Origin of the sequence: Rossellomorea sp. RS05 (assembly GCF_039822645.1) — a bacterium.
GTDB lineage: Bacteria > Bacillota > Bacilli > Bacillales > Bacillaceae_B > Rossellomorea > Rossellomorea marisflavi_B.
In genome coordinates, this window is record NZ_JBDKWY010000003.1 from 235,376 (window position 1) to 261,136 (window position 25,761).

The 25,761-nt window shown below is 49.3% G+C and carries 21 protein-coding genes and 1 other annotated feature; of the genes, 7 read left to right on the plus strand and 14 right to left on the minus strand.

Annotation, left to right across the window (positions count from 1 at the left end; all coding sequences use genetic code 11):
* Positions 1 to 222 precede the first annotated feature (222 nt).
* Positions 223 to 753 carry an RDD family protein gene (locus tag ABJ225_RS11035; RefSeq protein WP_347320151.1) on the minus strand — a complete coding sequence of 177 codons (531 nt, stop codon included), beginning with the start codon at positions 751 to 753 and terminating at the stop codon, positions 223 to 225.
* Positions 754 to 767: 14 nt separating this feature from the next.
* Positions 768 to 1,775 carry a signal peptide peptidase SppA gene (sppA, locus tag ABJ225_RS11040; RefSeq protein WP_347320153.1) on the minus strand — a complete coding sequence of 336 codons (1,008 nt, stop codon included), beginning with the start codon at positions 1,773 to 1,775 and terminating at the stop codon, positions 768 to 770.
* A 153-nt stretch (positions 1,776 to 1,928) separates the two neighbouring features.
* On the opposite strand from sppA, the gene ABJ225_RS11045 reads away from it, so the two are divergent.
* Positions 1,929 to 2,726: an NAD kinase gene (locus ABJ225_RS11045; RefSeq protein WP_347320155.1), complete on the plus strand. Its 798-nt coding sequence runs from the start codon at positions 1,929 to 1,931 to the stop codon at positions 2,724 to 2,726.
* Positions 2,727 to 2,794: 68 nt separating this feature from the next.
* Here ABJ225_RS11045 and rarD read toward each other — a convergent pair whose 3' ends face one another.
* The 6 genes from rarD to ABJ225_RS11075 all read right to left on the minus strand — a co-directional run bounded on the left by rarD (position 2,795) and on the right by ABJ225_RS11075 (position 9,876).
* Complete coding sequence (gene rarD / locus ABJ225_RS11050; RefSeq protein WP_347320158.1) at positions 2,795 to 3,709, minus strand: EamA family transporter RarD; 915 nt, start codon at positions 3,707 to 3,709, stop codon at positions 2,795 to 2,797.
* A 72-nt stretch (positions 3,710 to 3,781) separates the two neighbouring features.
* Complete coding sequence (locus ABJ225_RS11055) at positions 3,782 to 5,383, minus strand: amidohydrolase (RefSeq protein WP_347320160.1); 1,602 nt, start codon at positions 5,381 to 5,383, stop codon at positions 3,782 to 3,784.
* Positions 5,384 to 5,513: 130 nt separating this feature from the next.
* Positions 5,514 to 7,094 (minus strand): acyl-CoA synthetase MbcS, encoded by a 1,581-nt coding sequence (gene mbcS / locus ABJ225_RS11060; RefSeq protein ID WP_056534894.1) that lies wholly within the window; start codon positions 7,092 to 7,094, stop codon positions 5,514 to 5,516.
* A gap of 134 nt (positions 7,095 to 7,228) precedes the next feature.
* Positions 7,229 to 7,432, minus strand: a complete 204-nt coding sequence (locus ABJ225_RS11065) for an alpha/beta-type small acid-soluble spore protein (RefSeq protein WP_048007455.1) — start codon at positions 7,430 to 7,432, stop codon at positions 7,229 to 7,231.
* Positions 7,433 to 7,522: 90 nt separating this feature from the next.
* Complete coding sequence (thiI, locus tag ABJ225_RS11070; protein ID WP_056534892.1) at positions 7,523 to 8,728, minus strand: tRNA uracil 4-sulfurtransferase ThiI; 1,206 nt, start codon at positions 8,726 to 8,728, stop codon at positions 7,523 to 7,525.
* Positions 8,725 to 9,876 (minus strand): cysteine desulfurase family protein, encoded by a 1,152-nt coding sequence (locus ABJ225_RS11075; protein ID WP_347320164.1) that lies wholly within the window; start codon positions 9,874 to 9,876, stop codon positions 8,725 to 8,727. Before ABJ225_RS11075 ends, thiI begins: the two co-directional genes overlap by 4 nt.
* 283 nt (positions 9,877 to 10,159) lie before the next feature.
* Here ABJ225_RS11075 and brnQ point away from each other — a divergent pair, with 283 nt between their 5' ends.
* Positions 10,160 to 11,497 (plus strand): branched-chain amino acid transport system II carrier protein, encoded by a 1,338-nt coding sequence (brnQ, locus tag ABJ225_RS11080; RefSeq protein WP_218247294.1) that lies wholly within the window; start codon positions 10,160 to 10,162, stop codon positions 11,495 to 11,497.
* Between the two features lie 185 nt (positions 11,498 to 11,682).
* Here the strand turns inward: brnQ and ezrA are convergent, their stop codons facing one another.
* Entirely contained in the window at positions 11,683 to 13,371 is a 1,689-nt protein-coding gene (gene ezrA, locus ABJ225_RS11085) for a septation ring formation regulator EzrA (protein WP_218247293.1), read from the minus strand.
* A gap of 222 nt (positions 13,372 to 13,593) precedes the next feature.
* Between ezrA and hisJ the strand changes: the two genes are divergently transcribed.
* Positions 13,594 to 14,391: a histidinol-phosphatase HisJ gene (hisJ, locus tag ABJ225_RS11090; RefSeq protein WP_347320168.1), complete on the plus strand. Its 798-nt coding sequence runs from the start codon at positions 13,594 to 13,596 to the stop codon at positions 14,389 to 14,391.
* A gap of 3 nt (positions 14,392 to 14,394) precedes the next feature.
* Here the strand turns inward: hisJ and refZ are convergent, their stop codons facing one another.
* Entirely contained in the window at positions 14,395 to 15,039 is a 645-nt protein-coding gene (gene refZ / locus ABJ225_RS11095) for a forespore capture DNA-binding protein RefZ (protein ID WP_347320170.1), read from the minus strand.
* Positions 15,040 to 15,279: 240 nt separating this feature from the next.
* On the opposite strand from refZ, the gene ABJ225_RS11100 reads away from it, so the two are divergent.
* Positions 15,280 to 15,765 carry a GAF domain-containing protein gene (locus ABJ225_RS11100; RefSeq protein ID WP_347320172.1) on the plus strand — a complete coding sequence of 162 codons (486 nt, stop codon included), beginning with the start codon at positions 15,280 to 15,282 and terminating at the stop codon, positions 15,763 to 15,765.
* A 45-nt stretch (positions 15,766 to 15,810) separates the two neighbouring features.
* On the opposite strand, the gene megL is transcribed toward ABJ225_RS11100, so the two are convergent.
* On the minus strand, positions 15,811 to 16,995 hold the full coding sequence (megL, locus tag ABJ225_RS11105; protein ID WP_347320174.1) for a methionine gamma-lyase: 1,185 nt from the start codon (positions 16,993 to 16,995) through the stop codon (positions 15,811 to 15,813).
* Between the two features lie 197 nt (positions 16,996 to 17,192).
* Positions 17,193 to 18,995 carry a diguanylate cyclase domain-containing protein gene (locus tag ABJ225_RS11110; RefSeq protein WP_347320176.1) on the minus strand — a complete coding sequence of 601 codons (1,803 nt, stop codon included), beginning with the start codon at positions 18,993 to 18,995 and terminating at the stop codon, positions 17,193 to 17,195.
* A 529-nt stretch (positions 18,996 to 19,524) separates the two neighbouring features.
* Here ABJ225_RS11110 and rpsD point away from each other — a divergent pair.
* Positions 19,525 to 20,127 (plus strand): 30S ribosomal protein S4, encoded by a 603-nt coding sequence (rpsD, locus tag ABJ225_RS11115; RefSeq protein WP_048007445.1) that lies wholly within the window; start codon positions 19,525 to 19,527, stop codon positions 20,125 to 20,127.
* Between the two features lie 107 nt (positions 20,128 to 20,234).
* Here the strand turns inward: rpsD and ABJ225_RS11120 are convergent, their stop codons facing one another.
* The gene (locus ABJ225_RS11120) at positions 20,235 to 20,381 is read right to left on the minus strand and encodes a hypothetical protein (protein WP_347320179.1); all 147 of its coding nucleotides are present in this window, start codon (positions 20,379 to 20,381) and stop codon (positions 20,235 to 20,237) included.
* 534 nt (positions 20,382 to 20,915) lie between these two features.
* Here ABJ225_RS11120 and ABJ225_RS11125 point away from each other — a divergent pair.
* Positions 20,916 to 21,062, plus strand: coding sequence for a hypothetical protein (locus tag ABJ225_RS11125; RefSeq protein ID WP_347320181.1), 147 nt, complete (start codon positions 20,916 to 20,918; stop codon positions 21,060 to 21,062).
* A 65-nt stretch (positions 21,063 to 21,127) separates the two neighbouring features.
* Here the strand turns inward: ABJ225_RS11125 and tyrS are convergent, their stop codons facing one another.
* Entirely contained in the window at positions 21,128 to 22,390 is a 1,263-nt protein-coding gene (gene tyrS, locus ABJ225_RS11130; protein ID WP_347320183.1) for a tyrosine--tRNA ligase, read from the minus strand.
* Positions 22,391 to 22,442: 52 nt separating this feature from the next.
* Positions 22,443 to 22,656: a binding site (T-box leader), on the minus strand.
* A 145-nt stretch (positions 22,657 to 22,801) separates the two neighbouring features.
* On the opposite strand from tyrS, the gene ABJ225_RS11135 reads away from it, so the two are divergent.
* The gene (locus tag ABJ225_RS11135) at positions 22,802 to 25,738 is read left to right on the plus strand and encodes a transglycosylase domain-containing protein (RefSeq protein ID WP_347320185.1); all 2,937 of its coding nucleotides are present in this window, start codon (positions 22,802 to 22,804) and stop codon (positions 25,736 to 25,738) included.
* Positions 25,739 to 25,761: the final 23 nt, after the last annotated feature.

Consider the following 25,761-nt stretch of genomic DNA (forward strand, 5'->3'; position numbering starts at 1 on the left):
TCATGAACATTACTATTTACTTGTTTCTAGCGGTTGATTGGAGTGCAAGACGTAGACTCCAGCGGGAAGAGTAGCTGATGTGAGACCCCGCAGGCTTGCCGAGGAGGCTCACGGGCTACCCGCGGAAAGCGAAGTCTTACACGGAAATCATGAGCGGTATAAAGAAGCCATGCTGATATTGTTAGTCATGACCTTTTTTGTTTTGTCCCAATCTTTTTTGATTCATGTTTGTACCGGTGTGAACTCCAGCTTTCTTTTCTCCTGTACGACCGTTGTATCGGCGAAGAGATCATGGATCCCCTGCTTTTTCGTGGTGAAGGCGACAACCACATAGAGGATGAAGAAAGTGCCGGAGATGAAGCGTCCGATCAGCTCCCTGAATAGGACGGTCCCCCAGTCGAGCTTCTGTCCTTTGATGCCGACCACTTTGACGCCGAATACCATCTTCCCGAGTGTCTGGTGGAAAAACTTCGTCATGAGAACGAAGTAAGCATAGAAGACAATGGTAGTCAGGATGGTGTATGGAGCGAACATGGAGCTCCCCATCGGGATATCCAGCAGCTTGAATACCGGTGTTACGAGGAGGCGTGTCACACTTCCGATCACCATCAGGTCGATGATGTAGGCCCAGAATCTGATCCAAAATCCTGCCAGGAAAAACCCTTTGGCAGGGATGCCTGATTCTATTCTTTCTTCTTTCGGCTGCTCCCTTTCAGGAAAGGGCACGCCGTCTTGTTCATATACGTCACTCATCGGTCAAGCCCTCCTTACTCAGAATATAGATACATCAAACGTGGTGCGTTTGGTTGGGATAGGATCTTGGCAAGGGCCGTTGCTTCCATGTCTCCACCGATCATTTTCTTCGCGCCCATATTGAAGAGCCCTGCGAAAGAGTCACCTGAGGAATAACGGAATACTTCTACATCTTTCAGCTTGTAATCCTTCTTCATGGCCTCAACGGTGTCTTCATAATAACCGAATTCATCGATAAGATTGACTTCCTTCGCCTGCTGTCCGTCATAGATCCGGCCGTCGGCAATTTTCTTCACTTGTTCTTCCGACATGTCACGGCCGCTCGCGATGACGTCCACGAATCCTTCATAGGAATTATCGATCATGGACTGCAGGATATCCCGCTCTTCATCGGTCATCTCCCTTGTCGGGCTCATGATATCTTTGTATGGACCACTTTTGATCGTTACGAAGTCGACTCCGTATTTTTCAGCAAGCTCTGAATAATTGATACCCTGCATGATCACCCCAAGGGAACCTGTGAGGGTTTCTTTGCTGGCGAAGATCTTGGTGGCAGGGGCGGATATGTAGTAACCACCTGAAGCGGCCGTGCCTCCCATGGATACATAGATCGGTTTCTTTGTATCTTTTTTGATTTCTTCAAGTTTTTTGTGGATTTGGGCGCTTTCCACCACTCCTCCACCAGGTGAGTTCACCTTAAGAATGACCCCTTTGACCGTGTCGTCCTTTTCAACAGCGTCGAGCTGCTCCAGGAATGACTGATGGTTATAGCCCGCACTCTCGAACAGCGAGCTCGCACCTCCTGTATCCTGTATGACTCCGTTCACTTCGAGTACGGCGATCCGGTCCCCGGACGACCCTGTATCCAATACTTCTTCATTCAGGGTCGAGTCCATGCTCAACACCTCTTCCCAGGCACTTGTGAAATCACCCTTCAATGCCGATGTGGCGAAGTTGACGATGACCGAGACAAAGAACAGTCCGGCTGCGATCCCAAGTGCAATCCATCTTTTTGCATTCATGTTGTATAATCCTCCCTTTCTCATCCTAATCTTATGTAAGGATATCTTTATCATTCTACATATAAAACATGGTAGAATATTCACTAAGTAAGATTCTAGCAAATTTTTAATCAAATGGGAAAACTTAACCTACATCGACAGGGGGCATTTCACATGAATCGTCGCAATATTTATTTTTATCACCTGAAAGATGCTGCACTCGGAGTGAAGGTGGATTCACTCTATGAACTCGCGCGCCGCTATGATTTCACCATCGTTAATCGTCACGAAGATGCGAGTATCATCGTGAGCGTAGGGGGCGACGGTACCTTCCTTCAGGCCGTCAGAAAGACCGGCTTCCGGCAGGACTGCCTCTATGCGGGCATTTCCACCGGCGGTACACTGAGCATGTACTGTGACTTCCATATCGATGATACGTCTAAAATGATCGAGGCGATGACCAAGGAACAGATCGAAGTCAGGAAATACCCGACAATCGAAGTGACCGTGGATCATCAAACCTCATTCCTGTGTCTGAATGAGTTCAGCATCCGCTCCGGCATCATCAAGACATTCGTGATGGATGTCTTCATCGACGATAACCATTTTGAAACGTTCAGGGGCGATGGTATGGTCATCGCTACACCGACGGGCAGTACGGCCTACAATAAATCCGTCAACGGAGCAGTCGTCGATCCGATGATCCCCTGCCTTCAGGTGAGTGAGATGGCTTCCCTGAACAATAATCGGTACCGGACATTGGGCTCTTCCTTCATCCTCAGTCAGGAACGCCGACTTGTCCTGAAGATCGTCCAGGACGGGAATGATTATCCGGCCATGGGCATGGACAATGAAGCCCTCGGCATCCAGCACGTCGAAACCATCGAGGCGAAGCTGAGCGGGAACATCATCAAGACCGTCAAGCTGAAGGATAATTCTTTCTGGGAAAAGGTGAAGCGTTCATTCCTGTAAGAAGAAAAAAGAAAACCCGGATATGCCGAAAGGGAGGGCCACTCCCTTCTAGGCATTCCGGGTTTTTTCTATGCGCTCAGCCGGGCATCTTTACGCCTTTTCCTGGCGAGCTGAAGCCGAGATGCCGGCAAAACGGCCAACGCGAGCCAGATGAAGCAAAAGGCGATGGCATGGACGGTAGAAAACGGCTCATGATACATCCACACGCCGAGGATCAACGTGATGGTCGGAGCGATATACTGCAGGAATCCCACCATATAAAGGGGGATCTGCTGGGCCCCGCGCGAGAAGAACAAGAGTGGGATCGCCGTCGCTGCACCTGCTCCGATCAGAAGCAGATCCGTCCCAGTTCCCGTATGGAAGAGTGCCAGTGAATCATCCTGATACAAGAACAGGAGGTACACGATTGAAACGGGCGCTATCGTCATGGTTTCCAAGGTCAGTCCGATGGACGATTCAACCTGGATCATCTTTTTGGCCAGCCCGTATAAACCGAACGAAAACGCCAGACCGAACGCGATCCACGGGAAATCCCCATAGGACAACGTGAGGACGAGGACGCCTGCCGCGGCCAAACCGAATGACAGGATCTGGGCTTTGGAGAGTTTCTCCTTGAGGATGAAGACCCCTAACAGGATGCTCACCAGGGGATTGATATAGTATCCGAGACTTGCTTCCACCATCTGATCTGTATTGACGGCCCATATGTAGATGAACCAGTTTGCGCTGATCAATAAAGATGCGACCAAGAGCGCAAGGACCTGCTTTTTCTTCGTCAGTGACGTTTTCAGATAGGACGTGAATCCTCTGAACCTTCTTGTGACAAAGAGGAACAGCAGCATGAACCAGAAGGACCAGAAGATGCGGTTTGCCAGGATTTCATCGGCTGGGACATCTCCGAGAAACTTCCAATAAATCGGGAGGATCCCCCATAATAGATACGAAAACGCGGTATACACAATTCCCGTCTGACTTGTCTTCATTTTGTTACCCCCAAACTATTTCAATGACCGAAATAACTTCATTATAGCCATGGGGGTGACCAGGAGCAATCATTATTTTTTCCTATCTCTGTCATATACGATGTCCTCATCGACTACGGTCATCGCCACCACTTGTTTCAGGAGCACATCAGGGCCTCCTGTGAAGGGATCTTCATTGAGGATTGTGAAGTCTGCATCATACCCTTCCTTGATGAGACCGCGGTCGGCTTCGTGGTGACACGCGAAGGCACTGCCTTTTGTAAACAGGGAGATGCCTTCATACATGCTCAATACCTGATCGGGTCCATAAACCGTATGATCGTGATCGGTCGGGTTGGTCCGGGTTACGGCCGCATGGATACCAAGCAGGGGATTGACCGGCTCGATCGGGACATCCGAACCGCCTGCGCAGTGGATCCCTTCTTCAAGGAGGGTCTTCCAGGCATAGTTATATTTCATCCTATCTTCCCCGATCCGGTCGATCACCCATGGGAAATCTGATGCCACAAAACGGGGTTGGATATCAAGGATCAAATCCAGTCCCTTGATTCTCTCGATCAATTCATGACGGAGGATCTGGGCATGGATCAATCGATCGCGCCGCCCCTTCACCGTAGGCTCTTTCGTGATGGCATCCACCACCTGTTCAAACGCCAGGTCTCCGATGGTATGGACGGCGATGGGTAAATCATAGGATCTTGCCTTCGCTACGAGAGCCTGCAAGTTTTCCTCCGTATGGATACTCACCCCGTTGGTGCTTTCATCATCGGCGTATGGATGGCTGAGGAGGGCCGTCCTCCCACCAAGGGCACCGTCGGCAAAGATTTTCATGGCGCCGAATTCCACATAGGGGCTCCCCTCGAGGAATTGATGCCCTTCATCGCGCCAGTCTTCAACGACGGCATGATGGACAAGGAGGTGTGCCCTGAATTTCTTACCGTCTTTTCCGAGGGTATTCCTGAACGCCTGATACGTTTTGTTAAAGTTCCCGTAATAGCTCAAATCTTCTGTGTGACCGCCTGTAAGGCCGTTTTCCCAGCAGCTTTGAACCCCTTTTGCGAGGGCTTCTTCGAGGTATTCCAACGAAATGGAAGGCAGGATCCCCGTCACGATATCCTGTGCCGTATCCTTCAGCACCCCGTTGACACGTCCGTCATCGTATCGGTCGATCAGTCCCCCTTCGGGATCTTCCGATGCGTCGGTGATGCCAGCTTTTTCAAGGGCCAATGTATTGACGACGATGGCATGGCGGCATATCCGTTTCAGGAGGACAGGGTGTCCCACCGCTACGTGGTCGATTTCATCTTTGGTGATGACTTCAGGATCTTCCCAAAGATTTTCATTCCACCCTTCCCCGATGATCCAGTCTCCTTCAGGGGTACGGTCTGCCTTCTCCCTGACCGCCAGCAGCACCTGCTCCTTGCTGGTCATCTCGGAAAGATCCAGCCTCATCAAGGTCTCTCCATGTCCAATGAGGTGCATGTGACTGTCCACAAACCCCGGGAACATGATCTTGCCTTCAAGGTCCATTTTCCGGTCGAATGCAAATTGCTCTATAAGGGCCGCTTCGCTGCCAAGTGCTTTTACTTTGCCATTTTCCGTCAAAACTGCTTCTACAGTATGACCTTCTGCCTGCATCGTGTAGATTGTTCCGTTCGTCCATAATGTTCCCATCGTGCTTGTTCCCTTCTTTCCAAAAAATTCTGTATCTACTGTACCATAAAAGTGCAAAAATCAGAAAGAACTGAATTTCGCATGCGATGACGAAAAAAAGGAAGCCCCTGCGGACTCCCTTTTTTGGCTATCAGTTCTGTGCTGCCAGTTCTTTTTGTCGAAGTTCGATCCTTCTGATCTTGCCTGAAGTCGTCTTCGGCAATTCGTCAACGAACTGAATCTTCCGTGGATACTTGTAAGGGGCCGTCAGTTCCTTGACATGTTCCTGAAGGGAAGGGATGAGAGCCGGATCGGCCTGGTCTACATCGTCTTTCAGGACGATGAACGCCTTGACGACCAGCCCCCTGATCTCGTCAGGGCTTCCGACCACGGCACATTCCTTCACGGAAGGATGTTTGACCAGGGCATCTTCTACTTCAAATGGGCCGATCGTATATCCTGAAGAAATGATGATGTCATCGCTCCTCCCCTCGAACCAGAAGTATCCATCTTCATCCCGTTTGGCTTTATCCCCGGTGATATAGTATTCTCCGCGGAATTGCATGGCCGTCCTTTCGGGATCTTTATAGTAGTTTTTGAAAAGGGCCGGTGTCTCAAGGTGTACTGCAATGTCCCCCACCTCACCCGTTTCACACGGTTTCCCAAGTTCATCGATAATTTCAACCCTATTCCCAGGAGTCGGTTTTCCCATTGACCCTGGACGCAGTTCCATTCCTTTGGTTACCCCGACAAGAAGGGTATTTTCAGTCTGACCGTATCCATCTCTCACAAGGACATCAAAATGCTTTTGGAACGCGTCGATGACTTCGCGATTCAATGGCTCTCCGGCTGAAACTGCGCTGTGAAGGGAATCAAGGTGATAGGAACCGAGATCATCCACTTTCGCCATCAACCTGTACTCAGTCGGTGTACAGCACAGGACATTCACCCGATGATCTTGAAGGATCTTCAAATAGGCATGTGGCTCGAATTTCCCTTGGTAAACGAGACCTGTCGCTCCTGAACCAAGGACGGATAGGAACGGGCTCCAGATCCATTTCTGCCAGCCTGGACCTGCCGTGGCCCACACGACGTCCCCTTCCTCGATGCCCAGCCATTCCTTTGCTGCTGTCTTCAGGTGGGCGTAGGCCCAGCCGTGCGTATGTACAACCCCTTTGGGATTACCCGTCGTCCCGGACGTATAGGAGAGGAACGCCATGTCATCACGGTGTGTATCAGCGAAACCAAGCTCGTCCGAAGCGTTTGTCGCTTCACCTTCGAGATCGATCCACCCTTCCTGCCCACCGCCGACCACAAATCTCTTTACATTTTCTATACCCGGAACACCTTCAAACTGACCGATAAACGGAGAATAAGCGACAATCCCCTTAACATCCCCATGATCAATGCGGTATCCGAGATCCTTGGCCCTTAACATTTCCGAACTCGGGATCACCACAAGACCGGCTTTCAAGGCAGCAAGATAAACAGCGTATGCCTCAATCAACCTTGGCATCATCACCAGGAGCACATCGCCTTTTTCAAATCCCCCTCCAATGAAAACGTTTCCATATTTATTCGCCACTTTAATCAGATCATCATAGCTGATCTGCTTCTCATTTCCTTGTTCGTCCATCCACAGGAGGGCTTTCGCTCCATCTTTTGCAGCAAAGCGTTCGACTTCCTCCACCAGATTGTATGTTTCCGGTGCTATAAGCTCTTCCCTTTTCATCGTGGTTCCTCCTTTTTTTTACATAGCCCACTCTATTATACAAAATGTTTTTACTTTTTTAAATATTCTTTTTACTAGGCGCGAAAAAGAAAGGAGCGGGGCAATGCCCGCTCCTTTGTAGCCATTGTATTCAATTATTTTTGGTAACCGCCGATTTGTTGTTCAGCCATTTGAACCAAACGCTTAGTGATTTCACCACCTACAGAACCGTTAGCGCGGGCAGTTGCATCTCCACCAAGTTGAACTCCGAATTCAGAAGCGATTTCGTATTTCATTTGGTCGATAGCTTGTTGAGCTCCAGGAGCTACTAGTTGGTTAGAACTTCTGTTGTTTGCCATGTGTTTTCACCTCCTCGTTGCTTGTTGAGTATAGAATGTGCGAAAACACATGGCTTCATGCAAGGGATGTTCTTGGTAAATGTTCCTAAATCAGAGTAGCTCGTCGAAGCTTTCTTCTTTATGGGAAGAACCGTCGATCTGCATGATTTCCGTTTTTTCAACCGCTTCGCGGATGAGCTCATCAAAGTTTACAAAGCTTTCATAGTACTGGACCTTTTCACGCTTCGGCCTGGTTTTCGGAGCAGGCGGCGTAAAGATCGTGCAGCAGTCTTCGTATGGAAGAATCGAGATATCATGCGTATCGATCTTTTGGGCAATCTCGATGATTTCAAGCTTATCCATGGCGATCAACGGTCGAAGGACAGGGGTATTTGTAACATCATTGATGGCCTGCATGCTCTCCAGTGTCTGGCTCGCCACCTGCCCGAGACTTTCACCCGTCACAATGGCAAGCCCTTCGTGTTTTTCCCGGATCATGTCTGTGATCCTGAGCATCATTCTCCGCGTTGAAGTCATGGTGTAATTTTCAGGTACTTGATCATGAATCAGCTGCTGGATTGCAGTGAACGGGACAATATGAAGATTCACCTTGCCGCTGAACGCCGACAGCTTTTTCGAAAGATCGATGACCTTCTGCTTTGCCCTTTCACTGGTGAAAGGAGGGCTGTGGAAATGGACGGCATCGATCTCCACTCCCCGTTTCATCGTCAGGTAACCGGCAACGGGGCTATCGATCCCCCCAGATAGCATGAGCATAGCCTTTCCGCTCGCTCCCACCGGCATGCCTGTTGCACCCGGGTAGATTTCAGATGAAAGGTAAACCCCTTCCTTCCTTACTTCTACATTCAGTTTGATATCGGGATTGCGGACATCGACGGTCAAATCCTCCATATTTTTCAGGATGTATGACCCGATCTGGTAGTTCAATTCGTTCGTATCAAGGTGGAAGGTCTTATCTCCCCGTCTTGCCGATACCTTGAACGTTTTTCCGGGTTCAAAGCTTTTTTGCACAAGGGCAAGGCCCGCTTCCATCATTTCATCCACATCCCTGCCCGTCATGACAACCGGGCTGAATGACTGGATGCCGAAGATCGAAGATAACCTTGTGATCACTTCATCCCCGTCCGCTTCCCCTAGCAGGATGTGAAGGCGATCCCTGCTTGCATTGACGGATATGGAAGGAAGGTCCTTCAGGGCCTCAAGGATGTTTTCTCTCAGTTGGGACGTGAATTTCTTGCGGTTTCTTCCTTTTGTGGAAATTTCACCGTATCTGACTAGAATTCGATTATATTTCATCGTGATCTCCTCATCGTTTTCGTTAATGATCGGATTTCCCTCTCCAATGTTTCCAGGAACATCCGTGCTTCCTGCATCGTCGTATGGTAAGACAGGCTCACCCTGAGGGAGCTGTTCGCCCGCATGTCCGACACGCCCATGGCAAGAAGCGTTTCGCTTGGTTTATGCTGTCTGGATGAACAGGCACTCGTGGTGGAAAGATAAATTCCATGCTGATCGAGTGAATGGACCATCACTTCCCCTTTGAACCCCTCAATGGAAAAGTTCAGGATATGGGGAGCTGCGCTAGTTTCAGGTGTATGGACCGTCACATAGGGGAGCTTGGATAATCCGTCCCTTATGAAGCCTTGGATTTCCTGCATTACTGGAAGGGATTCTTCCCTTTCCTTCAAATGCATGCGAAGGGCCTTGGCAAAAGCCGCGATCCCCCCTGTGTTTTCGGTCCCGCTCCTGAGGCTGCCTTCTTGGTCGCCACCGGATAACAAGGGGGAAAGGCGCACCCCGCTCCGGACATAGAGGGCCCCCGTTCCTTTTATTCCGTGAATCTTATGGGAGGAAAGACTGCACAGGTCCACTCCCGCCCCATGAAGATCAAGCGGTATTTTCCCACATGCCTGCACGGCATCCACATGGAAAAGGGTTTTCGGGCGCTCCTTGAGCAGTTCACCGATTTCCCGGATTGGCTGGATGGTTCCGACCTCATTATTGACGTGCATGATGCTGACGAGGATGGTATCATCCCTGAGCGAGTTCGCGATTTCCTGCGGATCCACCCGCCCTTCCTCATCGACGCCTACATAGGTGATGCTGAACCCGAACGGTTCAAGATCTTCTACAGCCTTTTTTACTGAAGGATGCTCAATGCGGGAGGTGATGATATGCCTTCCCCTGTTCTTGTACTGCATGGCCGTACCCTTGACGGCCAGATTATTCGACTCGGTCCCTCCCGATGTGAAGAAGACTTCCGGTCCTTCAACGCCAAGGAGGTCCGCTACCTGCTCCCGTGAACGTTTGATAAGGTCATCCGCCTTCCCACCGAACGAATGGATCGAAGATGGATTTGCATACAGTGTTTCGTTCACCTTCATGAACGTATGGAGTGCTTCTTTATAAGGTTTCGTTGTGGCACTATTATCTAAATAGATCATACATCTCACCCGCTTATGGTTTGGCTCACATTTCAATTTTTAATCTTACCATACCTGCAGGGATTCCCAAATAAGAAGCGCACTTTTTTAATGTTCATGAAATTTTAATATACTTTCCAAATTTATTCATTGAAATATAACTGAATTTTTGCGAGAATCATGTAAGTAAGTGACAGGTCATACTATTTGAATATACTAAATTGTTTGATTATTTCGTTATTGGACGCACTTATCCCTTCTTACCAACACAATCAACTAGCATGAATGAAACGGAGGAAAGTATATGAATAAGAAAGCGCTTTCATTTAGTGGTGTAATGGCAATAGGCTTGATGCTGTTCGCACTCTTTTTCGGAGCCGGGAATATGATATTCCCTCCATTTTTAGGTCAGCAGGCTGGAGATCACGTCTGGACGGCCATCCTTGGATTCTTGATAACCGGTGTGGGACTTCCCCTTTTGGGCGTCATCGCGGTTGCCAAGTCAGGAGGAGACCTGCAGTCCCTTGCCAGCAGGGTCCATCCCGTTTTCGGCATCGTCTTCACCGTCATCCTTTATCTAGCCATCGGTCCCTTCTTCGGAATACCTCGTACCGGGACGGTCACATATGAAATCAGCGTTCTTCCCTTTTTACCGGAGGGGCTGACCGACAGTCGGATGCCGATGATCATTTTCTCGCTCATCTTCTTCTCTTTGACGGCATGGCTCAGTCTGAATCCGTCCAAGCTGGTCGACCGGATCGGGAAGATTTTGACTCCTTCACTACTGATCATCCTTGCCGTCCTTGTCGTAAAAAGTATTGTCACGCCCATGGGCAGCCTTGGTACACCATTGGAAGCCTATCAAAATGGGCCCCTTTTCAAAGGATTCATCGAAGGGTACCTGACAATGGACACGATTGCAGCACTTGTCTTCGGAATCGTGGTCATCAATTCCATTAAGGATCACGGGATCACCTCGAAGGCAAGTATTTCAGCCATCACCATGAAAGCCGGTGTGATTGCGGCTATAGGTCTTGCCCTCGTCTACCTGTCCCTCAGCTACATCGGAGCCAGCGGTACCGATGCTATCGGAGAACAAGCAAACGGCGGCGCACTCCTTGCTGCAGCATCCGAAGAACTGCTGGGGTCGTTCGGGATCATCGTTCTTGGCCTGGCCATCCTGTTTGCCTGCCTGACGACATCAATCGGACTGGTATCGGCGAGCGCTCAGTACTTTTCCAAGCTGCTTCCGATCCCTTACAAAGCCTTGGTGTTCATCATTTCATTGTTTAGTATGATCATTTCCAACATCGGACTGACACAGCTGATTTCCATTTCGGTGCCGGTGCTGATCTTCATTTATCCAATGGCCATCGTATTGATCATTCTTTCGTTCTTCCACAATCTGTTCAGAGGGTACCGCCCCGTGTATATCACGGCGCTTGCCCTAACCGCTTTCATCAGTCTATTCGACGGACTGAAGGAAGCCGGTATCGAATTGACTGCCGTCAGGGATTGGCTTTCATTCCTTCCCCTCTATGCAGAAGGGATCGGCTGGATCGTCCCAGCGATTTTCGGGGCCTTGATCGGCTTCGTAATCTCATTGGTACTCGGAACGAGCAAAAGAGTGATACAAGCTTGATCATGACAAAGTCCGCCTCGGCTTCAGAGAGGCGGACTTTTTGTTGGGAGTGAGGATGCACCGGGGATGATTGTCGATCCCGCGACCCGAGCGTTACGAACCAATGATTGATACGATTTTTATATGAACCCCATAAAAAAACAGTCCCCTTAGCCCGTTTTCACGGTAAGGGGACTGTCTTTATCTTATTTATTCTCAAGCATTTTCTCGATTTTCTTCAGTGCGCCCGGCTCTACCTTTTCCAAGGTGGTGGCCGCTTCTTCCAGCGCCCTCCGGTATTCATACTGTCTGAAAGCTTCCTCGGCATTCCTGAGGCCGTCATGGACGGTTGAATAGCGGCTTCTATAGCGATTCCCGTACTGGATTACCCGTTCCGAGAGGACGACGTCTTCGATGAGTTCATCGGTCTTCTTATAGAAATGATCCACGGTGTCTTCTGCTGCAAGCAATGTTTCCTGAACAAATTTCATATTCAGCGGTTTCTCGGTGAGACTCACATTCACCTGCTCGATTTTATTATGGACTTCGTCAAGAAGATCTTTGTATCCTTGCGGGAGGCCAGGTGCGTTGCTTTTGGAGATCATGCGGCTTGCTTCAGCCACCTTTTTCTTCAGCTCATGGATTTTTTCCCTTGTGGCAAGCTCATCTTTCCTCATCGTTTGAAGATAAAGATTGAATTCTTCCTGCTCCCTGTTCAATTCGTCCAGACTGCTCCGGATATCCTTCAGTTCTTCACTCAGATTGGAGTAAGGGGCACCCTGTTCTTCTTCCTTCTTCATGATCAGTTCATGTCGTTTGGAAAGCTGGATGATCTTATGTTCCAGATCCTTGGGGATCGTGAGTGCTTCGTCCCGGAGATGGTACGCCTGCTGGACAATCCGGAGCTCCGCCTGGATGTCTTCATTCTCTTCCTTGGCCTTGATGAGGCTCTCCGTCGTGGCATCTTTATACTGCCCGATGAAATGCTTGGCGTGTACTTCCTTTTCCAGGATGTCGTAGAACGATTCAATCGTTTCCTTCATTTCCTTCAGGCCTTCTTCCACGCCTTCCACCTTCAGTTCCCCGAGGTCGGTGACGTGGGATGCAAGGGATGCCTTCAGTGCGGCGGCCTTTTCTTCCACCTCCACATGATCCAGGATGTACCCTTCTTCCTTCATCCCCTCATATCCGGCCTCGAGCTCTGAAATCTGGACCGGCAGGACGTTTTCACACTCTGTGAGCAGTTTCGGGATGGCCTCCATCTTATAGGCGGTCTCCCTCATTTTCTCAGACAGTCCAAGGACCATCTCACGTGCTTCGATATAGTTCCCCTGTTCGGTCAATTCCTCGAATCGTTCGATTTGTTTCCCCATCTCATCAAGGATGGTTTCGATCGGTTTAGCCGTGGAACCATATGTATGACGATAAGCGAGAAGCTGCTTCTTGCTTTTGCGGTATTCTTCCTGAAGCGTCTGGATCTCTTCCCTGTTCTTTTCCTCACTGCCGATCAGTTCATCGAGTTCCTTCAGGATCGTCTCGATCTTCGTCTCGGTACCGGTGAGGATCTCGTGAATACGGGAAAGGGTGGCTTTTGTTTTGTTGAACCGGAACTTATCCGTATGCTCCTCTGCATCGAATAGAAGTTCTTCCACTTCAGGGAGCTGCACGGCTACGATCTCATCCCAACCCTGTCTCCAGCGTTCGAATAATTCCTCGGTCTGCCCGGTCATGTTCAGTTGTTTGACTTTAGAAAGTTCATCCGAGACAGGACGATTCATGATATCGATCTTCCAGGATTCGTAGCGATCGACCTCTGCATAATATTTCTTCCTGACAAAGAATCCAGTCAGGAAGACAATCAATACTAGTAGTATTCCACCGATGATGTACTGCATCATAAGCCCCCTGTTCAACTATTCAGTAACATTTATCTAAAGTTAAGTTTCGTAAAATTTATCTCATTGCTATAATGATACCATGTTAACGACATTTTTTGACTATTAAATTCGAATTTTACTCGATAAAAAGTCATAATCGGCAGTTTTTCCGTTCAATGGGCGATTTTTCGCCATCTGACGGGCAAAATCTTAGCCGATTAAGGAATAGGAGGCTTCTCCATGATCAAACGGGACGGTCATATCCATACCCCCTTCTGTCCGCACGGAAGCAAGGACGCCATGGAAGAATATGTCGAAAGACTCATCGCACTCGGATACACCCACATCACGTTCACAGAACACGCTCCCCTTCCCAGGGGCTTCATCGATCCTGTGCCGGAAAAGGACAGCGCTATGCAGTTCGGGCAAATGGACGACTATTTGAAAGAAATCGACCGTCTAAAAAGGAAATATGATGGCCGCATTGTGATTTTAGCAGGCCTGGAGGTGGACTATATCGAGGGATATGAAGAAGGAACAAAAGAGTTGCTGACAAAATACGGTCCATCCCTCGACGACAGCATCCTCTCGGTTCACTTCTTGAAGAAAGACGGAGCTTGGTACTGCCTGGACTATAGTGATGAAACCTTCGGTAGGATGACGGAAGCCTATGGCGGAGTCGATGCGGTCCATGAGGATTATTATAGAGCCGTCCTTTCTTCCATCCGTTCGGACCTCGGTCCCTATAAACCGAAGAGGATCGGTCATATGACACTAGCGAACAAATTCCAGAAGCTCTACCCGACAACCCGATCTTTTTCCAGGGATATTTCAACCATCCTCGACGCGATCCTCGCCAACGGTCTGGAAGTCGATTATAACGGAGCGGGTGTCATCAAACCGCACTGCGGCGAGTCCTATCCACCCGATCCGGTCATCCGGAAGGCTCATGGGATGGGGATCCCCGTCGTATATGGTTCCGATGCCCATACGGTCAGAGGCCTTGATCAAGGAAGGACCCGGATGACGTTCCTATGAATCTCAGACGAGCATCTCTTTTTCGAATGGTTCATTCCTCTGTTCAACAAGCATGAGCCTGATCCACTGATCGATCTGCTGATAGTAATGGTCAACAAAATAGAATTCCTGCGGAAAAAGCTGCCATACTTCCCTCAATTGCTGGCTGTTCAGAAACGGAAAGGTCAGCATGGACTTCAGCTGAATGATGAGGAAATTCACCGGCTGCTTCTTGAATGAGTGATCAATCATCCCCTTTTCAAACAGGCACTTCAAGTAGAATCGCTCCTTCATCAGATAGGAAGCGATGATCTCCCTTACCACCTGGGAATCAATGGACACTTCCCTCCAAATGAACCGGGTGAGCTGATGGTTCTCGCTTTGGAATTTGAGGAGCTTGTAGACGGCACGTTTCAGGCACACTTCTGCATCGATGTATGGAAGGGCAGCGGTCTCCTCCTCCAAAAAACGGAGATAGGGTTCAAAGAAATGCGTGAAGCATGCTTCGAGAAGCCCCTGCTTCCCTTTAAAATAATAGGAGATCGTCGCAGGGTTGACATCGGCCTTGCCGGCGATATCCCTGACAGACGTCCCATCGAATCCATGGTCATTGAATAATGAAACAGCAGCAGCAAAAATCGCATCTTTTGTACTTATAAGCTTCTTCATTCGAATCCCTCGTTTCGTTTGATTGGCCGGTAGAGAACGGAATGGATTGAAGATTTCTTGGAAATATGCTAAAACTGATTCAATACGTTCGTGAGGATCCCGTATAGGGACCTTCAGCGTTACAACATGTATTCGTCCATCGCGGCCGATTCCCTCCTTTTACTTATCGACATAATCCATCGAGTGAAGGGGAAATGGGGTGCGGACGGATCAATTTGTGTAGAATAGGGGGAGTTTGTGTTGTTTAAAGTAGAAAAATATGAGGATTCAAAAGATAAAGGGTACACACTCGTCACCAAACAGCTGAGCGCTCTGCTTGAAGGAGAGCCGAATGTCATTGCGAACCTCAGCAACGCTTCTGCGCTTTTGAATCAATTTCTCGACCGCACCAATTGGGTAGGCTTCTATCTCTACGAAGAAGAAAGCAATGAACTCGTCCTCGGCCCATTCCAGGGACTGCCTGCATGTGTGCGTATCCCGCTCGGCAAAGGCGTTTGTGGCACCGCCGCATCGGAACGGAAAACGATGCTTGTCGAAGATGTCCATGCCTTTCCCGGACATATCGCCTGCGATGCCGCTTCACAATCAGAAATCGTCGTACCGATCGTAAAGGATGACAAGCTGATCGGCGTCCTCGATATCGACAGCCCTGAAAAAGCCCGATTCGACGAAGAAGATCAACGTCATCTTGAACGCTTTGTGGAAGAGCTCGTGCTTCACGTTTAATAAGATAGAAAAAGGAGGGAGCCGATCCGGCTGCCCTCCTTTTTCTTATCCTATCTGATTCAGTGCGTTCTCAAGATCCTCCCAGATATCTTCAAAAGCTTCCAGCCCTACTGAAAGTCGGAGGAGCGTTTCGGAGATCCCCATCTTCTCACGCATCTCTTCCGGTACCACCGCATGGGTCATCGTGGCCGGATGCTGGATGAGGGTTTCGGCATCACCGAGGCTGACGGCAATCTTGATCATCTTCAGCTCATCCATGAGCCTCTGAGCGTCTTCCTTGCCTCCCTTGATGGTAAACGAAATCATCCCACCCGGCTTTTTCATCTGCTTGGTCATGATGTGATGCTGTGGATGCTCCACCTGCCCCGGGAAGATGACCGTCTCCACCAATGGATGATGCTTAAGCTGCTCCGCCACTTTTGACGCACTCTCACAGTGGCGGTCCATCCTCACGGCCAAGGTCTTCAATCCCCGCAGCAAAAGCCACGCATCAAAGGGCGAGATGATGCCGCCGATATCCTTTTGGGTGGTCATGCGGATTGTTGACATCCGTTCCTGATCCCCTACGACGATCCCCGCTATCACATCTCCATGCCCACCGATATACTTGGTGGCACTGTGGATGACCAGATCGCAGCCAAATTCAAGTGGACGTTGAAGGTAAGGCGAGCAAAAGGTATTATCCACTACTACAGGAATTCCTTTTTCCTTTGCAATCGAAGAAACAAGCTCCAGATCGATCAGCTGCATCGTCGGGTTGATCGGCGTCTCTACATAGATACAAGTCGTCCGGTCCGTAAGCTTCGAGCGGATTTCCTCCTCTGTGTCCATGGGAGAAAAATCATGGCTTATCCCAAATTTCTCTTCCATCAGCTCCAACAGTCCAAACGTGCATCCGTACACCCCTTGCGAGCATACGATATGGTCGCCTGCCTTCGTCAATGAAAACAGCACAGCTGAAACCGCCGCCATTCCCGAGCCGAATGCAAGCGCCGCTTCACCGCCCTCCAAAGAAGCCATCCGCTCTTCAAGGATCGACACCGTCGGATTCCCGAGTCTTGAATATATATATCCATCCTCTTCCCCTGCAAAGCGCCTTTCCCCTTGCTTTGCCGTTTGAAATGTATAGGTGGATGTCTGATAAAGCGGTGGAGCAAGACTGTCCGAATGCTCCACCGAAGAATAGCCCTCATGAATGACCCTGGTCTCAAATCGTTTACGTTCTTTCATTTCTCCCTATCCCTCCTCTGCTTATACTTCTAGAATATGCGAAATGGCGTTGAAAAGAAAGCGTTTACACTAATGTGCTAAAGTAAGAGATAGTACTCTTCTTTCCCCTCAATCGTTAGCCACCACCTCCACGTGTACGCTCAGTCAGGGAGATGCACCCATCATACGAAAAAGCCCGCCGGAATTCCGGCGGGCTTTCATGCATATGTGGTTCGATCTTCAAGGACCACTTGATTCTTCCCATTATTCTTGGCGATATAGAGTGCTTCATCCGCCCGCTTCACAAGCTTTTCCACCGTGACCGCAGAGCGTTTGCGGTGCCACGAGGCCACTCCGCACGAAAGGGTTACCCGGGGAGAAGTCTTTTCCGAAATTCCTTCAACGAGGGCCCTTCCGATCAAAGCGCCGATTGATTGCTCGACAGAAGGGAGATAGACGGCCAGTTCTTCGCCGCCCCACCGGGCAACATAGCCACTTTCACCCACCACTTCCTTCATCAGATCCGCCACCTGGACGAGCACTTCATCACCGACCTGGTGACCGAACCGGTCATTGACCGATTTGAAATCATCGATATCGACAAGAAGAAGGGTGCCGTGATCATCCTGTTCCATGGAAGCATCCATCTTTTCTCCGAGATAGGCCCTTGCGTATAAATTGGTCATCTGATCAGTGATGACCAGCTCCTCCAATTTCTCCCGAAGCCTTGCATTCGTGATGGCAAGGGTGGAATGATGGATGAAGGATTGAAACAGCCTATACATGTCGAACGAGAAACGATACGTATCACGGTGAAGGACAAGGCAGAACCCCAGGAGGTTTCCATCATGCATCATGGGAACGGCCATCAGGGAAGAAAAGGCTTCTCCATCACCCACTTGTTCGCTCATCTCACCGATGAAGATGGCTTCCCTGTTCTCTTGCATTCTCTCGTGGACAAAATCCACATACCGCTTCCCAGATGGAAGACCGAACAGATCCGAGCTCTCCTCCGCGATCATAACAGCTCCGTCTTCAAACAGGACAAATCCGATATCTTCCGTCTGGAATGATTTCTGCACCTGCTTCCTTAAAAACTGGAGGGTGTCCGTCATTCTCAGGTTCAAGTTCAACTGATGGGAGGTTTCATTGATCAGCTGAAGATCTGAAATGACTTTTCTTGATTGTTCGTAAAGTTTTGCATTTTCAAGGGCACTTCCCGCCGTATAGGCCAAGAGCTTCACAAATTCCATTTTATGATCGGTCAGCGGCGACGTAGGATTGAGCTTCACTTCCAGGACCCCGTAAATCCCTTGTGTCCCTTTGAGGGGTGCATAGAGGACATGCTCTCCCAAGCATTTCATCTCACCGCTGACAAACACATGCATGGAGGCTTCATTCGCTTTGTCCAAATCAAAGTGTCGGATCGAATGGGCTTCATTCCCAACGGGGTCATTCGCCAGGAGCAGCATGAACACGTCCTGGGGGAAAACGCGCTTCAGGGTATCCATCGTCACAGCAAGGAGCTTCCTCACATCCCTGGTGGAATGGAAAATCTCCGTCACGTTGAACAACTCCCTGTACCTGCGTTCATCTTCATGCACCGTCTGAATTGCACTCGTATGCAATAGGAAGCGATTGCTCACCTCCCATATCTGCTTCAGAAGCGCATGGTCCACTTTTATTCCACCACTCCAAAAAAGCAAAAGGGAGACGCCTCCCTGATGATCAGCGAAAGCGAGCCCATCGCGGATTCCATCATGGGGCCCTTCATAGCTGATCGAAAAAGGATTCCTATACCGGATTTCCTCCCCCATGATGGAGAGGGGCACGTCCCCTGCCTCCCCGGAACCATATAATAGATAGGAATCATCCGAATGGATATACAGATGTACCCGCTCTGCGTTCCATGACTCTCTCATGATCCCTAGCCATCCTTCTATATAAGTGGATGGTTCCCCGTCATAGATCAAGTCAAAAAGATTCGATTTATACGTTAATAGTACTTCGTTGTCAGTCATTTTTTCCCTCACCCACACCAAAGGTTTGTCTTGTAACGCTACAGCAACAGCCGGGAGCGGAAATGGCGGATTATGGACCGATAATCCAACGCCTTACTCACTTCCCGATATCAGATAACTAAAAAATCAGAAAACAATACCCGTTGACCCCTCCGAAACGAAGGGGCCCGATCGGGAGATGCTTTACCATCTCCCCCTTTGTGGACGACGTTCGGACTTTTCTATAAACGTCATTATAGCATAGTAAGTGACTTATGGACTAGATTGATCTTCAGGTATGATGGGTTTTTGGATAGGTCCAAATCCCTCCTTGACTTCTGACACTCCACATCATATAATATTCTTTGTGTAAAATAATGCAGCTTCAGTGAAGTCCCTTATGACCGTATTTTGTTCCTCTTACCACGAGGTGTATCTCGTAACCCGCTGCTGCTAGGGCGAAGGTACATGAAAACAAAATGCACATATTGGCTGTTCACAGGTGTTTTTATTTTACAACAAAATAAAAACAATAAAGGAGGAGTCATTCATGGCTCGATATACTGGCCCAAGCTGGAAACTCTCCCGTCGTCTTGGAATCTCTCTAAGCGGAACGGGTAAAGAACTAGAAAAGCGTCCTTACGCTCCAGGACAACATGGTCCTAACCAACGTAAAAAAATCTCTGAGTATGGTCTTCAACTTCAAGAGAAACAAAAACTTCGTCACATGTACGGAGTAACTGAGCGTCAATTCCGCAACTTGTTCGATCAAGCTGGCAAACTACAAGGTAAGCACGGTGAAAACTTCATGGCGCTACTTGAGTGCCGTCTTGATAACGTTGTATACCGTCTTGGTCTTGCACGTACTCGTCGTCAAGCTCGTCAGCTTGTCAACCACGGTCACGTAACAGTGAATGGTTCACGCGTAGATATCCCATCTTTCCGCGTACTACCAGGACAAGTCATCTCAGTTCGCGAAAAATCACGCAACCTTGACATCATCAAAGAAGCGATGGAAGTGAACAGCTTTGTTCCTGAATTCCTTACTTTCGATGCTGACAAGCTTGAAGGTACATTCACACGCGTTCCTGAGCGTTCTGAACTACCAGCTGAAATCAATGAAGCTCTTATCGTTGAGTTCTACTCTCGTTAATGAGCAAGCAAAAACCCTTGGAATGTTGTTCTCAACGTTTCAGGGGTTTTTTTCTGTTCGGAAAACGTCATCGGAGGAGAATCCACAGTGTAATGCTATGCAAATAATCACCTCTTCCAGCACGCTTCCGCTACCCTATGCATCCCCACTACCGGATCCCTCTTCTTCCACCATGGCTGACAGCTCATGATCCACTTACGGTTCTTCAACGCCTCCATGTCCACCATCTCTGCAGCCCTGAGCCTCGCGCACATATCATCATCTTTTCCTTCTTCACAATCTTTAAGTTCTTTAAATTCTTCTTTATGTTTCCATCTTCATTCCACCTCTCTTTCACATCCATTTCATAAGTCTTTCACATCCATTTCACAAGGTGTTCCAACAAACTACAGTGCGGAGATCTGCAAGGAAGAAAATAAATCCTCCTCTGACATCTTTTCCGCGCGTCTCCACCGATCGTCATGACTGCATTCTTGCATCCCCCATCCACCTGATCTCCTATCTTATATATAGGTTCTGCCTGCAAGAAAGGGTACCTTCTAAGAAACTTTTCAACTGGAGGAAACAGATCATCGAAGTGTAGCGATACGGTCCCATGCTTCGGATTCACAACAGAACAATCGATGCGTTCACTCCTTTTCCCCTCCGCTCGATTGGCGTGTGTGCTAGAATAAAATGAGGTTATTCCAGTTTAAACCATCATTTTCTATTGATGGTTATGACTCGTCCATATTGGAGGTGATGCAATGACTCTATGGATTTGTGTAGCGTTGATTTTGCTTTCGACGGTGTTGTGCTCTGTCATGAACGACAAAAAGCTCAATCCACGCCAGAAGAAACGCACGGCCATCTGGATGATCGGCTCGTCCGTCTCATTGGCCGCTGCACTGGCAATCGTTGAATATAGCGATACGGTCGCGGCGTGGCTGTCGTAATGTCCGCTGACGCAAAAAGGACTTCCCATCCCGGGAAGTCCTTTTTCACATTACCTTTCGTTCATTCACACATACTGGATACGGAAGTATTTCTTCTTCCCTCTCCGGATGATGGTGAATTTGTTTTCGATTTTATCCTCTGCCCCCATGACGTGCTGAAGATCCGTCGTGCGTTCACCGTTGATGTAGATCGCACCATTGCCGACATCTTCACGCGCTTGGCGTTTCGATGGGGAGATCTTCGCATCGACGAGGAGGTCGACAAGACCGAGCTCCTCAGAAGCTGACGCTTCCACCGTCGGGACGTCCTTGAAGCCTTCAAGGATTTCAGCCGCAGATAGGGATTTGATGTCGCCGCTGAACAATGCCGCTGAGATCCGGATCGCCTGGTCCAGGGCCTCTTCACCGTGAATCATCTTGGTCATTTCTTCACCGAGGGCTTTTTGAGCTTTACGCAGATGAGGCTCTGTTTCAACGGATTGAGCAAGCGCATCAATCTCCTCATGAGAGAGGAAGGTGAAGTACTTCAGGTATTTCACCACATCGGCATCCGCCGTGTTGATCCAGAACTGGTAGAACTCGTACGGTGATGTCTTTTTCGGATCGAGCCAGATCGCACCGCTTTCGGTTTTCCCGAATTTCGTTCCGTCCGCTTTTGTAACAAGGGGGATGGTGAATCCGAATGCCTTCGTATCCTCATCATGCGTTTTGCGGATCATTTCAAGACCGGTTGTGATATTCCCCCACTGGTCGCTTCCTCCGATTTGAAGCTTGCAGTTGTAGTGATCATACAGGTGATTGAAGTCCATCGCCTGAAGAATCGTGTAGGTGAATTCCGTGAATGAAATCCCGGACTCAAGACGGGATGAGATCGTGTCTTTGGCAAGCATGTAGTTGACACCGACATTCTTTCCGAAGTCTCGAAGGAAGGTCACCACATCCATGGATCCGATCCAATCATAGTTATTCACCATCACGGCTCCATTTTCACCTTGGAAGTCGAAGATGCTTTCAAGCTGCACCTTGATGCATGCAACATTTTCCTGAATTGCTTCAACGGTCTGCAGCTTGCGTTCTTCGCTTTTTCCGCTCGGATCCCCGATGAGACCCGTGGCTCCACCGACAAGCACAAGGGGGCGATGCCCAGCATTCTGGAAGCGGCGCAGCGTCAGGAACGGCAGAAGATGACCGATATGCATGCTGTCTGCCGTCGGATCGATCCCGCAGTAGATCGAAATGCTTTCCTTCTCCAATTGTTTCTCCAGTCCTTCGGCATCCGTCTGCTGGTACGTGATGCCCCTCCAGTCCAAATCCTTCAATAATTCCATTTTTCCATTCCTCCTTATCGTTTAGCGCATAAAAAAAGCCCCTGCACAAATATGCAGGGACGCTGTTCGCGCGGTACCACCCAAATTAAGGACTAAGCTGTCCTTCACTCTTTTGAAATAACGGCTCTTACCGTTTGCTGCTACTTGGGTTCACAACAAAAGCTCCGGGAGGTAATTCGTCTGCGTGCCGTGCCGATTTTCACCACCCATCGGCTCTCTGGACGTTACGGAGTACACAAACTACTTATTCCCATCATTGCGTATCACATTTCAATCACTCTATATGGTTTTTATCATATTCCGCGAGAATAGTCAACGACTGCCCCTCCAGCCGTCAGACTTTTTTCCACTTTTTCCGACCGCATTCACCCTATTATGCTATAATGGGAATGTTCTGGAGGGGATGAATAAATGAACGAAAAATGGAAATTATTTCTCGATAAAATAGATCCTGTACTGAGACCATTCAGGAGTCCGAGATTTCAAAAACGGACCCGGATTACATATGGCGTGCTGTGGAACCTGCTACTGATCATCATGGTCACAGCCGTCCTCGGCTTTGCCTTCGCCGGGGGAGTCGGGGCCGGCTACTTTGCCTCCCTAGTCAAAGACGAGCCTCTGCGCCCCTATGAAGAAATGAAAGATGATATCTATAACTATGAAGAAACCTCCCAGCTCTACTTTGCCGATGAGGTATATCTCGGAAAGCTCCGTACCGACCTCGAGCGGGAAGAAGTGAAGCTGAAGGATGTATCGGTGGATCTACAGCATGCGGTCATCGCAACGGAGGATGAGTACTTTGAAGAGCATGACGGAGTAGTACCGAAAGCGATCGTGCGGGCCGTGATGCAGGAATTCACCAATTCCTCCACTCAATCAGGCGGAAGCACACTCACCCAGCAGCTCATCAAAAACCAGATCCTTACGAATGAAGTATCCTTCGAACGGAAGGCAAAAGAAATCCTCCTTGCCATGAGACTGGAGCGGTTCTTTGACAAAAAAGAGATCCTGGAGGCCTACCTCAATATGGCCACTCTTGGCCGGAATTCATCCGGTCAGAATATTGCCGGCGTCGAGACTGCCGCCGAGGGGATCTTCGGTGTGAAAGCAAAAGATCTTTCCCTTCCGCAAGCCGCCTTCATCGCAGGGCTTCCACAAGCACCTTTCACCTACACGCCCTATACCAATCGGGGTGAGCTGAAGGAAGACCTGGAAGCTGGATTGAAGCGGAAAAACACCGTTCTGTTCCGGATGCATCGCGAAGGATACATTACGAAGAAACAATATGATGAAGCGGTCGCTTATGATCTAAAGAAAGATTTCATCAAGAAAAAGAAAACGCCTCAGGAAAAGTATCCTTGGCTCATGGCTGAACTTGAAAGCCGCTCCATCGATATCCTGACGGAGGTCCTTGCCGAACAGGACGGCTATTCGAAAGAAGACTTGGAAAATAGCGATAAGCTGACGAAGGAATACAAAATCCAGGCTGACCGTAAGATCCGCTCCGGTGGATACAAGATCCATTCGACGATCAACAAAAAGATATACGATCAGATGCAAAAAACGAAAGACGAATACAATATGTACGGGGTCACCAAAACGAAAACCGTGACCAATGAAGAGACAGGAAAAGAAGAAACCGTGGAAGAACCCGTCCAGGTCGGTGCCATCATGATCGAGAATAAGAGCGGACGGATCATCAGCTTCGTGGGAGGTAGGGACTTCAAGCTTGAGCAGACCAACCATGCCACCCAATCCCTTCGTTCCAACGGTTCGACGATGAAACCTCTCCTCTCTTACGCACCGGCCCTTGAATATGGGACGATTTCGCCAGGAACACCGATTCCTGATGTGGAATTCTCCGCGGCAAGCGGGAGCGGAGCAGCCTGGTCACCGAAGAATTACTCCTTCAATGAGAAGGGGCTGTACCCGGCACGCTACGCCCTTGCCGAATCCTTGAATATCTCGGCTGCACGGAATTACATCAATATTTATGACCGAGATCCGTTCAATCAATTCCTGATGAAAATGGGCTTCGACTCCCTAACCAAGCGGGATAACAACCTTGCCCTTACCTTGGGTGCAGCTTCCCAGGGAGTGACGGTGGAAGAAAACGTGAATGCCTATACCACCTTCGCAAACGGCGGAAAGTTTGTTGATGCTTATATGATCGAGAAAATCGAGGATTCCAATGGTGAAACGGTTTATGAGCATAAATCGAAGCCGGTCGACGTCTTCAGCCCTCAGACCGCCTATCTGACCTTGGATATGATGAGGGATACATTGGATTACAGCCTTGGGACAGGAAGATATGCCAAGCAGTTCCTGAATTTCTCCTCCGACTGGGCAGGAAAATCGGGCACAAGTCAGGATTACCATGATTCATGGTTCGTTGCATCCAATCCGAGCATCACATTCGGCACCTGGTTTGGATATGATCAGCCTTCTCCACTGAAGACACCTGATTCCGATGCCATCTATGGCCATTATGGACAACGTACGATCCGCCTCTGGGCCCATCTGCTGAATGACACTCGGGACCTTGATCCGAAGCTGATCGATCCTGACGAATCGTTCAAGGAACCGGACGGGATCGTAAAACGTTCGTACTGTTCGATCTCGGGCATGCTTCCTTCAGAAGCCTGTAGCAAAGCAGGCCTTGTGAAGACCGATCTGTTCAATGCCAAATACGTGCCGACCAAGACCGATGATAGCCTCGTCATGAGCAAGTACGTCGTTGCAGGTGGCAAGAAGTATATGGCCTTACCGGAAACGCCGGACGAGTTCGCCGATCAGGGGGTCATCCTGAATCCGGACTTCGTCAAGAGGATCTTCGGCAAGGTACCGGGGGATGCCAGCAAGCTCATCCCGGACGGAGACGCCCGCTTCAAGAACGTCCTCGTTGCCGAGAATAAACTGTCGGATGATGGACAGGCCCCTGGAGGAGTGAAAGCCTCCGCAGGCGGCAGCTCCGTTTCCTGGACATCGTCCGGAAGCAGTGATGTGGTCGGCTACCGGGTTTACAGTTCCTCAGGTAAAAAGGTGGCAAGCGTCAAGTCCGGTGGCAGTCAATCAGCAGGCGTAGGGAATGGTTCTTACTATGTCGTGGCCGTCGATGTGGCAGGAAAAGAATCCAAGCCATCCAACACGGTCCAAATCGGCAGTTCGAAGCCGAAGGCAAAACCGACGAACGCTAAACCGGAAGAGAAAAAGCCGGACAAACCGGATGAACCGAAAAAGCCGGAAGAGTCAGAGACGGATGATGGTCAATCAGATGACTCCACTGATCCGCCGGCTGAAGAAAAACCAGATCCCCCTGCCGAACCCGATAAGCCGGCAGACGAATAAAGAAAGGCCCCCTCATCCGAGAT